At 64.9% G+C, this 12,339-nt stretch carries 12 protein-coding genes; 6 read left to right on the top strand and 6 right to left on the bottom strand.

Annotated elements, in window-relative coordinates; translation table 11 throughout:
- Positions 1-6: 6 nt before the first annotated feature.
- Genes MRBLWO14_RS14165 through MRBLWO14_RS14150 form a run of 4 tightly spaced genes read left to right on the top strand, consistent with a single transcriptional unit; the run spans position 7 to position 3,713 of the window.
- On the top strand, positions 7-918 hold the full coding sequence (locus MRBLWO14_RS14165; protein WP_341933765.1) for an ATP-binding cassette domain-containing protein: 912 nt from the start codon (positions 7-9) through the stop codon (positions 916-918).
- The gene (locus MRBLWO14_RS14160) at positions 915-1,724 is read left to right on the top strand and encodes an ABC transporter permease (protein ID WP_341933764.1); all 810 of its coding nucleotides are present in this window, start codon (positions 915-917) and stop codon (positions 1,722-1,724) included. Before MRBLWO14_RS14165 ends, MRBLWO14_RS14160 begins: the two co-directional genes overlap by 4 nt.
- Positions 1,725-1,749: 25 nt before the next feature.
- Complete coding sequence (locus MRBLWO14_RS14155; protein WP_341933763.1) at positions 1,750-3,015, top strand: histidine kinase; 1,266 nt, start codon at positions 1,750-1,752, stop codon at positions 3,013-3,015.
- Positions 3,012-3,713 carry a response regulator transcription factor gene (locus tag MRBLWO14_RS14150; protein ID WP_341933762.1) on the top strand — a complete coding sequence of 234 codons (702 nt, stop codon included), beginning with the start codon at positions 3,012-3,014 and terminating at the stop codon, positions 3,711-3,713. The genes MRBLWO14_RS14155 and MRBLWO14_RS14150 overlap by 4 nt, the downstream gene beginning before the upstream one ends.
- A 66-nt stretch (positions 3,714-3,779) precedes the next feature.
- Here the strand turns inward: MRBLWO14_RS14150 and MRBLWO14_RS14145 are convergent, their stop codons facing one another.
- From MRBLWO14_RS14145 to MRBLWO14_RS14125, 5 genes are all read right to left on the bottom strand, one after another.
- On the bottom strand, positions 3,780-4,733 hold the full coding sequence (locus MRBLWO14_RS14145; RefSeq protein ID WP_341933761.1) for an aldo/keto reductase: 954 nt from the start codon (positions 4,731-4,733) through the stop codon (positions 3,780-3,782).
- A gap of 290 nt (positions 4,734-5,023) precedes the next feature.
- Positions 5,024-5,494 carry a hypothetical protein gene (locus MRBLWO14_RS14140; RefSeq protein ID WP_341933760.1) on the bottom strand — a complete coding sequence of 157 codons (471 nt, stop codon included), beginning with the start codon at positions 5,492-5,494 and terminating at the stop codon, positions 5,024-5,026.
- Positions 5,487-5,876, bottom strand: a complete 390-nt coding sequence (locus MRBLWO14_RS14135) for a helix-turn-helix domain-containing protein (protein ID WP_341933759.1) — start codon at positions 5,874-5,876, stop codon at positions 5,487-5,489. Before MRBLWO14_RS14135 ends, MRBLWO14_RS14140 begins: the two co-directional genes overlap by 8 nt.
- Positions 5,836-6,537, bottom strand: coding sequence for a hypothetical protein (locus MRBLWO14_RS14130; RefSeq protein WP_341933758.1), 702 nt, complete (start codon positions 6,535-6,537; stop codon positions 5,836-5,838). The genes MRBLWO14_RS14135 and MRBLWO14_RS14130 overlap by 41 nt, the downstream gene beginning before the upstream one ends.
- Positions 6,534-9,314, bottom strand: coding sequence for a phage tail tape measure protein (locus tag MRBLWO14_RS14125; protein WP_341933757.1), 2,781 nt, complete (start codon positions 9,312-9,314; stop codon positions 6,534-6,536). Before MRBLWO14_RS14125 ends, MRBLWO14_RS14130 begins: the two co-directional genes overlap by 4 nt.
- A 535-nt stretch (positions 9,315-9,849) precedes the next feature.
- Between MRBLWO14_RS14125 and MRBLWO14_RS14120 the strand changes: the two genes are divergently transcribed.
- Entirely contained in the window at positions 9,850-10,380 is a 531-nt protein-coding gene (locus MRBLWO14_RS14120; RefSeq protein WP_341933756.1) for a hypothetical protein, read from the top strand.
- A 98-nt stretch (positions 10,381-10,478) separates the two neighbouring features.
- Entirely contained in the window at positions 10,479-11,573 is a 1,095-nt protein-coding gene (locus MRBLWO14_RS14115; RefSeq protein ID WP_341933755.1) for a three-Cys-motif partner protein TcmP, read from the top strand.
- Here MRBLWO14_RS14115 and MRBLWO14_RS14110 read toward each other — a convergent pair.
- Positions 11,570-12,325, bottom strand: a complete 756-nt coding sequence (locus MRBLWO14_RS14110) for a phage Gp37/Gp68 family protein (RefSeq protein WP_341933754.1) — start codon at positions 12,323-12,325, stop codon at positions 11,570-11,572. The genes MRBLWO14_RS14115 and MRBLWO14_RS14110 overlap by 4 nt on opposite strands.
- Positions 12,326-12,339: the final 14 nt, after the last annotated feature.

Genomic DNA, 12,339 nt, shown 5'->3' with positions numbered 1-12,339 from the left:
GGAGGCATGATCACAGCAGAGGGCCTCACGAAGAGGTTCGGAGACAAGACAGCCGTCCAGGACGTGTCGTTCACGGTCAAGCCGGGCACGGTCACAGGATTCCTCGGCCCCAACGGCGCGGGCAAGTCCACGACCATGCGCCTCATCGTGGGCCTCGACCGCCCGACCTCGGGTACCGCGACGGTGGCCGGACGGGAATACCGCAAGCTGCGCGCCCCGCTCACCGAGGTCGGCGTGCTGCTCGACGCGAAGGCCGTGCACACGGGCCGCACCGCCCGCAATCATCTTCGGGCCATGGCGGCGACCCACGGCATCCCCGCCTCTCGCGTGGACGAGGTCATCGAGCTCGCGGGCATCGGCTCGGTCGCCCGCAAGCGCGCCGGGAAGTTCTCGCTCGGCATGGGCCAGCGGCTCGGCATCGCGTCAGCCCTGCTCGGCGATCCGCACACGCTGATCCTCGACGAGCCGGTCAACGGGCTCGACCCCGAGGGCGTGCGCTGGGTGCGTCAGTTCGTGCGGCACGCCGCCTCGGAGGGACGCACCGTACTGCTCTCCAGCCACCTCATGAGCGAGATGGCGCAGACCGCCGATCACGTGATCGTGATGGGCCGTGGTCAGGTGCTCGCCGACGCTCCTCTGGACGAGCTCGTCCGCGCGTGGACGCGCAACACCGTGCGAGTGCGCACTCCGCGCGCCGCCGACCTCGCCGCCGCCGTCGGCGGTCCGGACGTCGAGATCGTCAGCACCGCGCCCGACCTCCTCGATGTCGTCGGCCTGCCGGCATCGCGCATCGGCGACCTGGCCGCGGACCGCGGCATCCCTCTCCACGAACTCACACCGACCACCGGCTCGCTCGAAGACGCCTACCTCGCCCTGACCGGCGACGCGGTCGAGTACCGGACCAAGGAGATCTCATGACCACCCAGGCTCCCGCCCTCACACGTCAGCGCGTCGCCACCGGGCACCGACTGTCGTTCCTCCGCGAGGTGCGCGGCGAGTGGATCAAGCTCGCCACCCTCCGGTCCACGTGGTGGTCGATCGCGATCGCCGCCGTGCTCACGGTGGGCATCGCCGCTCTCATCGCGCAAGCCATGAACGGGCCGGGTTTCGAGCCCATCCAGGCCGTCGTGATGCCGATCCAGTTCTCCATGCTCCTCGCGGGCATCCTCGGCGCGATCTCGGTGACCGGCGAGTACTCGACCGGCATGATCCGTTCGACGCTCACCGCCAACCCCCGCCGCGGGTCGGCGCTGCTCGCGAAGGCCTTCGTCGTCGCCCTGTTCCTCTTCGTCTCGTCGCTGATCGTCTTCTCGGCCGCTGCCGTCGCGGTGTCGCTGATCGTGGGCGCGCGTGATCAGAGCATCGACTGGAGCGATCCCGCCGGATCGATCCTGCCGATCGTGGTCGCGTCGCTGGCGATGGCCGTCTTCGCGCTCATCGGAGTCGCCTTCGGTTTCCTCCTCCGCTCGGGCGCCGGCGCCATCGCGGCGACGGTGGGTCTCCTGTTCGTGCTCCCGATCGTCGCCACCTTCTTCCTGATGGCGGGTGAGTCCTGGGCCTGGGTCATCGACGCATCCGAGTACCTGCCGGTCGCCGCGGCGCAGAGCGCGATCCTCCCCGAGGGTGCTGCGCTCGAGGGCCCTGTCGCCTACCTCACCCTCGGCGCCTGGACGTTCGGCGGGCTGCTCCTCGCGTGGGTGCTGCTTCGCACGCGGGACGCGTGATCGCGCCCCCGCGTAGAGTTCCCCGGTGACCAGTACGCGCAGCCGCAGCTCCGTCCGCGAGGACGAGGAGCTGCGGCTGCCGCGTCCTCCCGGCGTCCTCCGCCGGTTCGGGGCGCGGCACCCGGTCCTGGCCGATGTGCTGATCACACTCTTCTGCCTCGCGCTCTCCCTCCTCCCCGCGTCGCCTTTCGACCGCACCGCTGACGGCCCATCGGCCGTCGTCTTCGCGGCCATCGCGCCGATCGCGATCATCGCGGCCTGCGTCACCCTGATGTGGCGGCGGATCGCGCCGCTCGTGCCCTTCGTCGCCTCGGTCGGCGTCGAGGCGATCCTGCTCTTCGCCGACCAACCGGCGGGCACCCCGCTCCTGTTCGTGACGTGCTACTCGCTCGCGGTGTACCGCTCGTCACGCGCCGCCTGGACCGGCCTCGGCGTCGCCCTCGCCGCGATCGTCGCGCTCGCGACTCCCCTGGTGCTCACCGGCGTGATCGCGCTGCAGATCGGTCTCAACACGGCGCTGACCGTCGTCGTGCTCGGTCTCATCGGCACTCTCATCGGCGTGAACGTCGGCGGTCGCAAACGGTACATCGCCGCCGTGATCGACCGTTCCCGCCAGCTCCTCGTCGAGCGTGATCAGCAGGCGCAACTCGCTGCGGCATCCGAGCGGGCGCGCATCGCGCGGGAGATGCACGACATCGTGTCGCACTCGCTCACCGTGATCGTCGCCCTGTCGGAGGGCGCTGCGGCGACGTCCGATCGGGAGCAGGCGGCTGCCGCGTCCACTGCTGCGGCCACGACCGCGCGTGACGCCCTCACGGAGATGCGGGCCATGCTGGGCGTGCTTCGCGATGCGGAGGCCACCGCTCCTCTGGCGCCGGCGGCACCGGTGGATCCGCGGGAGACGGTCGCGACCGCGCAACGCGCCGGTTTCCCGGTCACACTCACGGAGTCCGGCACGTCCGCCCTCTCCCCCGCTGTCGCGCATGCGGTGGGGCGCATCGTGCAGGAGGGGGTCACCAACGCCATGCGTCACGCGCCGTCGGCGACGTCGATCGCCGCGCGCATCGTTCACACCCCGGGGAGCGTCATCGTCGAGATCCTCAACGACGGCGCCACCGGGGCTGCCGGCACCTCGGGCTTCGGGCTCCGCGGCCTCGCCGAACGAGCCGCGCATGTGCACGGCACCTTCGTCTCGGAACCCGCCGCGGGGGGACGATGGAGGCTGCGCGCCGAGCTGCCCGTCGACCACACCCCCGACCCCGTCGCACCCGCCCCGGAGGAGCCATCATGACCGACCCGATCTCGATCCTGCTCGTCGACGACCAGGAGCTCATCCGCCTCGGCTTCCGCATGGTGCTGGAGGCGGAAGCCGACATGGTGGTGGTGGGTGAGGCCGGGGACGGGCATGCCGCGATCGCGCAGACCGCGGCCCTGCATCCGGACCTGGTGCTCATGGACATCCGCATGCCGGGCCTCGACGGGATCGCGGCGACCGAGGCGATCGTACGCGAGCACCCGGACAGCAGGGTGCTCGTGCTGACGACGTTCGACCTCGACGAGTACGCGTTCGGCGCCATCCGCGCCGGTGCCAGCGGTTTCTTGCTCAAGGACGCGCACCGTCAGGAGATGATCGCAGCCGTTCGCGCCGTGCACCGGGGCGATGCGGCCCTGGCGCCGAGCGTCACGCGCAGGCTGCTCCAGCACGTGGCCCCGCAGCTCGACGGCGCGCCGGACGCCTCACCCGCGCCCTCGCCCGCCGACGATCCGACGACGGCGCTCACCGAGCGGGAGCGCGACGTGTTCCTGGAGATGGCGCGCGGCCTCACGAACGCCGAGATCGCCCAGGAGCTCTACGTGAGCGAGTCGACCGTGAAGACCCATGTCGGGCGCGTGCTGTCGAAACTGGGGGCTCGAGACCGTATCCACGCCGTGATCCTCGCGCACCGGCTGGGTCTCGTGAGCGACGATTCGCTCCCCGGGGAGCACTGACGAGCTGAGGCACCGAGACGCAGAAGCGCCGACGTCCGCAGACGCCGGCGCTTCAGTGCAGGATGATCAGGATGCCGAGGGCGTCCATTCCGAGACGCGGTTCAGTGCGGCGACCTCGTCGTCGGTGAGCTCCAGACGGCCGCCTGCCAGCAGGTCGGGGACCTGCTCGACGGTGCGCGCGCTGGCGATCGGCGCGACGACCGTGGGCTGGGCGCGCAGCCAGGCCAGCGAGGTCGCCGCGATCGAGGCGCCGTGGGCGTGACCGATCTCCTCGAGTGCGTCGATGATGCGCAGCCCCGCTTCGGTCGCGTACTTCGCGGCGCCGCCGGCGCGGGGCGACGACTGGCCGGCGGCATCCGTGGAGCGGTACTTGCCGGTGAGGAATCCGCTCGCGAGCGAGTAGTAGGGAACGAGGCCGAGGGCGAACTCCTCGGCCACCGGGATGATCTGCTCCTCGACGTCGTTGCGATGCACGAGGTTGTAGTGCGGCTGCACCGCGACCGGACGTGGGACGCCGATCCGGTCCGAGATGTCGATCCATTCGCGGATGCGGTCGGCGGAGTAGTTCGAGACCGCGATGTTCCGGACGAGGCCGTCGGCGACGAGGCGACCGAACGCCTCGACCGTCTCGTCGAGCGGGGTGTCGGCGTCGTCGAAGTGCGCGTAGTAGAGGTCGATCGCGTCGACGCCGAGGCGGCGCAGCGATGCCTCGGCGGCCGCGCGCACATTCGCACCGGCGAGGCCCGAGAAGTCCGGGTGCTGGCTGACCTTGGTCGCGACGACCACACCTTCGGGCTTCCGCGAGGCGAGCCACTCGCCGATGATCGTCTCGCTCTCTCCGCCCGAGTTGCCCGGCACCCAGGCACTGTACGAATCGGCGGTGTCGACGAAATCCCCTCCCCCGTCGACGAAGGCGTCGAGCACGGCGAAAGAGGTGTCGCGGTCGGCGGTCCAGCCGAACACGTTGCCGCCGAGCGAGAGCGGGAAGACGGTCAGGTCACTGTTTCCGATGCGAGTCATACTCCGAGACAACCGCGGTCGCCCGCCGCGTATTTCGCGTGTGACGCCGAAAGTCGGACTGCGGAGACATCGCCCGAGGAGAGAGCCGACTACGGGACTCGAACCCGTAACCCCCGTCTCATTTGAGCGCAGATCGGCGTCGCCATGATTCGAGCGGATCAGATCCTGCAGCCCCGGAATCACGCGGGACTTGGCCGGATCCAGCTTCGGCGGAGCTAGTGCTCCATCGTCCGCCATGTCACGAGCATCATGACTAAATCATGACTGCGAGCGATCAGATCCGAGGCTGGTCAGGAAGAGCTGCACCCGGCTAGCCAGTCGTGCACATCAGTCAGAGTGTCAGGAACATTGCGCCCTGCGATCTCTTCTTCCCACTTGGCGCGGCTATTGAGCGCTGGCTCGCGGAGTAGAGATGCTCGGACAGTCGCGAAGTCTGCCCAGACAGCGCCGTTCCAAGTCAACGGCCAGGTCGTTGGCCACGTGAGCCCTGCGAGCGGCTTGACGATGATCGCTGCCCCGTGCGCGACGGCGTTTCGACCGATCCGAAGCCCGACGATCAAGCGCCCGGCAGGATCCTGGTTTCGACGAGACTTGTAGCCCTCGTTCTTGGAGAGCTGTTCGTCGAGAGCGCACACCCAGAAAAGCGCGGTGCCGACCGAGGACAGCGCTTCTTGGAGATCCTCTGATCCAGAGGTGGGAATCGCGCCCCGGATGGCGCTCAAAGCAGCTCTGACAGGCATCGACAGTTCGTCTTCATCCATGAGTCGATCGTGGCAGGTTCGCGCGAGAAGTCGGGTAGCTCTCAACGTCCGTGCGAGCGTAACGGACCACTCGCCCCACTTTCCGGAAAGCAGGACCTCGCTGGCTCGCGCGCCAGTTGGCGAGAGTCTTCTCGCTGACTCGGAGCAGTGCCGCTGCTTCCACTGGGGTGAGCCAACCGTCGCGTTCACCAGGTGAGCCCCTTGAACTGTCGCGCCTTGCTGATGGACCTGTCGCCGCGGCGCGGTGCGACGCGTCGTAGGTGGCCGTCTGCGACGGCTGCGAGGTGTCACGGAGGACCTCGGCGACACCTCGCAATGTTTCGATCAGGGGCTGCAGTTCCTCACGAATGATCTGCCGGATGCGGTTCTCGATGGTTTCCATGCTTCAACGAAACGTCAGGCAGGGGCACCGTTTCCAGTGTCTCGTCGTAATCGGGGAACCGATGCCACGTCATTGTCCGGATGCCGCCCGGCTCGAGCAACGTGGCCTGCAGCTCACCGCCGAAGGGTGTACCGGGCTTGCCCTGGGCGATTAGCTCCTCCTGCTCCTGTCGCAGTCGATAGGCGAAGGCGATCTTCTCCTCGGGGCCGACTGGGACATCGGGCGCGAAGGTCTGAGGGCCGGGCTTCGCGATGAACCTTGCTCCCTGGAATCGCTCGGATTCGAAGTTCCGCCCGCCCATCGACGAATAGATGTAGGACACGGCCTTATCTGAGCCTGTCGGAAACCCGAAGTGATGCAGGGTTGATGACCCAGCGTCACCGTGACGTTCTGCCACATCTGCCCGGATATTCCTTAGCGTCTCAGTCGCGAAGGAGTCGATGTCGTCAATGTCGCGCACCTGCGGATGCTGGGTGACAAAGGCGTACCAGGCTGAGGCCACCTCGGCAGTGCCCGTCGCCGCCATCACCATGTTCAGATGCGGAATCGGCCAGACCTTCTGCTGATACCTCGCCGGCACGTCATCGTCGCCGCGGACCACAAGTGTGTCCGCCACCAGCTCCACCCATTCTTCGTACTGTGTCACCAACAAGAGACTCATCGCCAGATCTCCTTCGCTTCTTCTTTGGAATCGATCGTGACCCTCATCACGATTCCTTCGCTATCTGCCGCTGCGGCGAGCGAAGGCATACTTGAGTGACCAGAGCCCAGCGAGGCCCTCCAGTCGTCGATAGCCGAGAATCCGCCCGCGCGGATTACGTCGTCAGCCGTCAACACGTACTCACCGTTAGATAGGCGGGCCTCGATCGAGTCTGAGGTGCCAGTGCCTGGCCCCCTCACGGGTCCACCGGTCGAGTACGCCGAGACAGTCTTGCCGCCCACGGAGAACGACTGGTTGCCTTCGGTATCGACGTGAATCTTCACCCGACGCCCGTTGTTCAAGGTGATGAACCGGTCCAGTTTGCTCTGCGCTTCCGCCGTCTCGACGAGAGCCTTGAATTCCTTCTCGGTCGGCAACTGAAAGATGCGGTCAGCGAGCGCGTTGACTTCGTCTGCGTTGTAACCTGCAGCGACAGCGGAATCGACGAATGCTTGTCGCTGCGCCGCGAGCGTGTCGGCGTACTTGATTGCCGCATCGTCCGCAGACATCGTCGCAAGATCTTGCTCAAATTGGGCCTCAGCGGCGTCCTGCGCCGCCCTGGCGACGTCAACAAGCGCAGCCGCATTAGCCGACCCAGAGGCCGTCAGCTCGTCCAGTGAGGTGCCATTCTCCTTCGCCTGCTCGGCAATCCCCTCGAGAGCTCCCAGCCAGCGCGCGTTCGCAGTAACCGCGTCCTGGCTGACGCCATTGGACTCGGCGATCTTGTCGATGAGAGAAGTCAGGCTGCCGTTGAGTTCATCGACGGCGCCAGCTTGCTGCAAGTAGGCCTCGCCCGCCGTCTGCGATGCGTCGGCAGCAGTCACGTCGGCTTCTGCCGCTTGTTCAGCGAGGCGGATCGACTCCTCGATGCTCAAGTTTTCACCCTTCACTGCATCCACGATGGCGTTGATGCGGGACTCCGCCATCGTGGCGTCAGCGACGCCCCATCCGAACTTCTCCATCAGCGTCTCGCTGTCGGAATCGGTAATCTCCTTCTGCAGAGCCTGCAGCTCACGAAGTGCGTCCGCGTTGCCCACCACAGCATCCGTTACGGTACCCAGGCCCACTCCCAGCTTTGTCGCCTGGTCGTACACAGAATCTCCTCCAAGGTCGAACATGCCCCAGAGCTTCTGATTCGCGGAGAGCGCCTCCTTTGCCATCTCTCGCGTTGCTCCCGTGACCTTATGCGTCCCCTCCGCGAGCGTGTCGGCGTACGCCTCAGCCTTGGCGCGAGCTTCAGCTTGAGCGGACGCCACGGCGCCCACGACTGCGACCAGGGCAGTCAGCGCGATGATGGCTCCTCCGCCGATCAGCCCGAGGCTGCGCCACGAGATCTTCAGGGTTTCGAGCGAGTTCTTCAGATCCGCAAGCTTCGGGACGGCGTTCAACGCTGTCCCTGCGACCAGGGCAATGGAACCAACTGCAGCACCCATCACAGCGATGATCCCCTGGACGGGCTCCGGAAGATCGGCAAGGAACGATGCGAACTCAGAAACGCCCTGTGCCGCTCCGGAGACAGCAGGCAGGAAAACTGACCCGAAGTCGATCGCGGCATCCCGTACGGCGTTCGCGGCGATCTGCACTTGCGACTCGACTGTCTCGTACCGCTTCGCGGCCTCGATGGCGAGCGCGTTGTTCTCGTCGAACGCATGGTTGCCGTCCGCCATCGCTTCCGAGAACTGATTCGCCGCAGCGGAAGACCGAAGCAGGGCGTCGCGCATTCGCACCTCAGTGATGCCAAGCTCGCCCAGAATGCCAATCGTGGACTTTCCTTGGGATTCTGCGTTAGCGAGGCCCTTGACGAACAGCGCGAGAGCTGCGGCCGGATCCGACTTCCACTTGGCCGCGAAGTCCTGCGCCGAGACTCCTGCTGTCTGCGAGAACATTTCTAGGCGCTCGCCACCCTCTTCGACAGAAGCTGCGATATCGATCATGACCTTGGACATGGCCGAGCCGCCGGCTTCGGCTTCGATGCCGACCGACGAGAGCGCTGTGGCGAGGCCGAGCACGTCACCTTCGCTCAGCCCGATCTGCTTTCCTGCACCGGCAAGGCGCATCGACATCTCGAGGATCTCGGACTCAGTGGTGGCATAGTTGTTGCCGAGGCCAACGAGCGCGGATCCAAGGTTGTCGACCTGATCCTGCGACGTGCCCATGATGTTCGTGAAGCGAGCGAGCGCGGTCGCCGCGTCGTTGGCGGAGAGATTCGTCGTCTCGCCGAGGTCAATCATCGTCCGCGTGAAAGCAACTACGTTCGGCGTCTCGATTCCGAGCTGCCCCGCAGCTTCGGCAACAGCCGCGATCTCATCGTGGGATGCCGGGAGCGCCGATGTGAGCCCCCGCAGCCCGGCCTCCACACGCGACAGCTCCTCTGGCGTTCCGTCCACAGTCTTTGTGACCCCGGCCCACGCAGACTGCCAGTCCATAGCCGCCTTGACTGACAGCGCCGTGACAGCGGTGAGCGCAGCACCCGTGAGAACAAGTCCCTGTCCGACGCGCTCGAAAGCCTGTCGCTTCTGCTCGAGCTTCTCCTGCTCGGTACCGACCGTCCGTGTGGCGCGCGCCGCCGCCAGCATCCCCTGCTCGTAGTCGGAAACCTGCGCGAGCAACTTTACTTTGATGACGCGTTCACTCATTTTGATCCTTTTCTGTCGAGACGACGGCTGGCGGCAGTGCTTGGCACCCGCCAGCGCATCGCACGCGGGGACGCCCGCGGCCCACGTGCGGAGGAAGCTCATCACCGCAGTCGACGCAGTACCGTTTATTCGTTCTCGGTAGCGGCTTATTGACGGCGATCGTTTTTCGGGGATTTGATTTCGGTGTTGATCTACGTCGCGGAGCGCTCAGAGACATCTGACGCTGCTGCGCCAAGAGCGTCGACTTGATATCGCCAACCGCGGATCCTGTAGGCGACTCCGTACCCGCCCCATGACTGATCTCGTACATGAGAGTTCGTAGCAATCCCGCGGCAGAAGCTGTACCGCTCTCGTCGACTGTCTCAGCGAGCCGCAACGCCACGGCGCGCTGCCATCCATCGACGCCAAGGCTCTCAAGTTCAGCCGAAACCTCGTCAGTGACCGACATGGCCCTCCCCTCAACTCGGGATTTCTTGCGGGGAGAGAAAAGTCGACTCCCCGGCGGTCCAGCTCGGAGAGGGGCAAGGGGGTGTCCCCCACCCCTTGATGCCGACGTGTCGTCGCCGACCGGCGCGGCACGACGCGTCGCACGGGCCGGCGAACGCGACACGACGCCAACCTGTGGTTGTGTTCTCTCATGTGGTCATCACTCGCCATCCCTGTGTCGTTCGGTCCACACGAGGGAGACTGGATTCAGATCGCGCTCACGGCCGTCTCGATCATCGCCTCGTCCGCGGTCGCAGTGTTGGCATATAGGAACGGGAAGAGGGCTACGTCGATCGCAGAAGAGGCAGCCGAACGTGACCAGGACCATCGGGACCGTGAGCTGCGCGCCCGACAGAGGGCAGAGCGTGCGGCTGTGTCGCTTGCCATGATGAGAGCACTCGCTGCACAGGAACTCCTGCTCCGCCCGGACCTCATGCAATGGCAGACGAGCTTCGCCGACGTCGAGAAGGAGGCGTTCGCCCAGTTGATGGAAGCGCGGGCACAGATCGACGTGTACAGTGCGGCCACCGAGGAACCCCCGCTTCGCGATTGGTTCGATGACGCTGTGGGGAACATTCAGTCAACCGCTCAGAAGGGCAGCCCGTACCGCCAAACGGCTCTAGGCCTTATCCGCGACGCCCGTCGCGGCATAGCCGCGTGGGATCGGATCCAGGTGAACTAGGCCTCCGCTGCGCGACACGTCGCGACCTGGCTCGAGCGACTGGAGGGATCCGGTACTCTGCCGAGCAGGCTTATTCCATCGAGTTGATCGGAGCAGCGTTGCCCAAAGAAACGATCTGGGACTTGGCACCACACACGGGTGCTAAGCATGAGATCCTGACTGGCTACCTGAAGGCCTGGTTCCCTGTGCTTGCACGCTACCGAGGCCGGATCGTTCTGCTTGACGCCTTCGCTGGGCCAGGAAGCTACAGCAATGGCGAGCCTGGATCACCGCTTCTTGCGATTCGGACACTCCTTGGACACTCCTACCTTGACGAGATGATCGCCAACTGCGAGATCTTGATGATCTTCAATGAGCACGATAAGAAGCGCTTCAAGGCGCTCGAATCAGCAATCGAGAATGAGCAATCGACGTATGCAAATTGGCCCGAGAATCTCCGGGTGCATGCAGTCAACGAGAACTTCGTGAATCTTGCCGAGGATATCCTCGAGCAGCTCGATGGCGCTCAACTAGCGCCTACGTTCGCGTTCCTTGATCCGTTTGGGTACCGCGATGTTCCGATGGATCTGATCGCGCGCCTTCTGGCCTATAAGAGATGTGAACTGTTCATCTATTTCGACTACAACAGCGTCTCCCGCTTCGCGACAGCCGGCAACGTAGACGATGCCCTCACTGCACTGTACGGAACCGATGAATTCAAAGACGCTCCACCCGCGGGGGATCCCGATCGCCCTGGCTTTCTACTCGCGCTGTACGAGCGTCAACTTCGCGAGGTGTGCGGGTTTGAGCACGTCCAGAGCTTTGCGATGCTGAACAACCAAAACAAGATTAACAACTACATGATCTTCTGCACGCGCAGCCTAAAGGGGCTCAACACCATGAAGACGGCCATGTGGAAGGTAGATCCGATGGGAGAGTATCGCTTCGCCGACCGTCTGGCGAACAAACCCGTGCTTTTTGGGCTAACGGACCCTGACATGAGTCCGCTTCGAGACGCGCTACTGGACGTTTTCGGTGGCCAAAGCGTTCGCATCGAGGACATCGAAGAGTTCGTGATCGCAGAGACTCCGTACCTTCAGAGCCACATCAAGCGAAGGACGCTGGTTCCGATGATCGATGAGGGCTGGGCCAGATCTTCAAACATGCGTCGAGGCCAGTTCCCCCCTGGGACAATTGTCACCTTTGCAGGCTAGGAGGCCAGCCGACCGTCTTTCGCGACGGGAAGTTCATCCCAGGTGCGCCCGTCAAGAAGTCTGCCATGTTGCTTCGGCGTGCGACCGCCCCACTGCTTGAAGAAGAACGGCACGTCTGCGGCGGCGCACTGATCACGAATGTCGGCCACCCATGCCTCATCCATCGGACGCGCATTGACGCCAGACTCGCCACCCGCGATGACCCAGTCAATGCCTTCGAGATTCATACCAGGAAGTGCCGATATCAGCGGCTCACAGGAGAGGAACCTCACCGCAGCGGGTACGCGGCGCAGGTGTTCGATCCGGTTCAAGACCGCGGGCTCTTCCACCGAGACGCCGACCCAAACGTTCTCCGGCCACGGTAGCTCGGGCGCTAGGCGAGCGAGCCGCAACGCCCGCTTCGTCAAGATCTGGTAGGTGTGTTGCGGGGTGCTTGCCATCACCTCGAAGACCTGTTGGATGTACGCCAGCGGCACCTTGGCATGGAAAAGATCACTCATCGAGTTGACGAAGACGGTCGCCGGCTTTGTCCATCGGTACGGCTGAGCAAGCACCTGTGGATGGAGGGCTATTCCGAAACCTGGTCCCGAACTGATCGGATTGCCATCTGTTTGATACTTGGGCGCGCCCATGGCTTTGAGACGCTTAGCCATCGTCAGCGCATAGCAGTTATCGCATCCTGCAGACACCCGATCACACCCCGTCACAGGGTTCCAGGTCATCTCAGTCCACTCAATAGAAGACTTGGCCATGACACCGTTCCTCT

The sequence above is a fragment of the Microbacterium sp. LWO14-1.2 genome, assembly GCF_038397715.1.
Taxonomy (GTDB): Bacteria; Actinomycetota; Actinomycetes; order Actinomycetales; family Microbacteriaceae; genus Microbacterium.
The sequence above is the reverse complement of the archived record's forward strand: the minus strand, read 5'-3'. Positions and strand labels throughout refer to the sequence as shown.